Here is a 710-nt window from a genome sequence, read left to right as displayed (position 1 = left end):
TGCCAGCTTTTTTTGAAGATCCGATCCGCACCTTTTTGTCCGGAAGTGGACTTGCAATTTATGGGGGCCTAATTGTCGGCTTCTTCAGTGTAGCCTATTATTTACGATTAAAGAAGATTCCAATCATTCATGCAGTAGATGACAGTTGCTCTGCTTTGATCATTTGGCGTATGGGATTGGCAGATTAGGTTGCCACTTTTCTGGAGATGGCGACTGGGGCATCACAGCCGCAGCGCAACCGAGTTGGTGGTTTTTGCCAGATTGGTTATGGTCTTACGATTACCCGCAAAACGTATTGAACGAAGGGGTCCGATCGAAGGTTGTACAGGCAATTATTGCAACCGACTGGATCCAGGAGTATATCCTACTCCCATGTATGAATCCATCATGGCTTTCACGATTGGTGGCATTCTATGGGGAATCCGAAAGCGATTAGCCATCCCAGGAATGTTATTTGCCATCTACTTGATGTTCAATGGCGTCGAACGTTTCTTTATCGAAAAGATTCGGATTAATGATGATTATCAAGTGCTAGGTGCGACGCTAACGCAGGCAGAAATCATTTCCATTGCCTTGTTCTTAATTGGAGCAATCACCGCCTATTTACTTTGGAATAAGCACCGTAAAAAGCGATAGAGAAGTATGTAGAAAAGGCCAAAACTTCTTTCGGAAACACTAAACATGGCGGATACGGAACCGGGAAAATCCAC

2 protein-coding genes are annotated in these 710 nt (G+C 44.5%); both read left to right on the top strand.

Features of this window, described 5'->3' with window-relative positions; all coding sequences use genetic code 11:
• Positions 1 to 188 (top strand): prolipoprotein diacylglyceryl transferase family protein (locus D5R40_RS38835; protein ID WP_205127888.1); only part of this gene is annotated, 188 nt, incomplete at its 5' end.
• A gap of 79 nt (positions 189 to 267) precedes the next feature.
• Positions 268 to 636, top strand: coding sequence for a prolipoprotein diacylglyceryl transferase family protein (locus D5R40_RS38830; RefSeq protein WP_205127887.1), 369 nt, complete (start codon positions 268 to 270; stop codon positions 634 to 636).
• The last annotated feature ends 74 nt before the right edge of the window (positions 637 to 710 follow it).

Source organism: Okeania hirsuta, assembly GCF_003838195.1.
Classification (GTDB): Bacteria; Cyanobacteriota; Cyanobacteriia; order Cyanobacteriales; family Microcoleaceae; genus Okeania; species Okeania hirsuta.
This window is presented reverse-complemented; position numbering and strand designations above follow the sequence as displayed.

Coding starts and splice junctions, on each gene's coding strand:
- D5R40_RS38830 (WP_205127887.1), top strand. CDS start 268: ATGGTCTTACGATTACCCGCAAAACGTATTGAACGAAGGGGTCCGATC.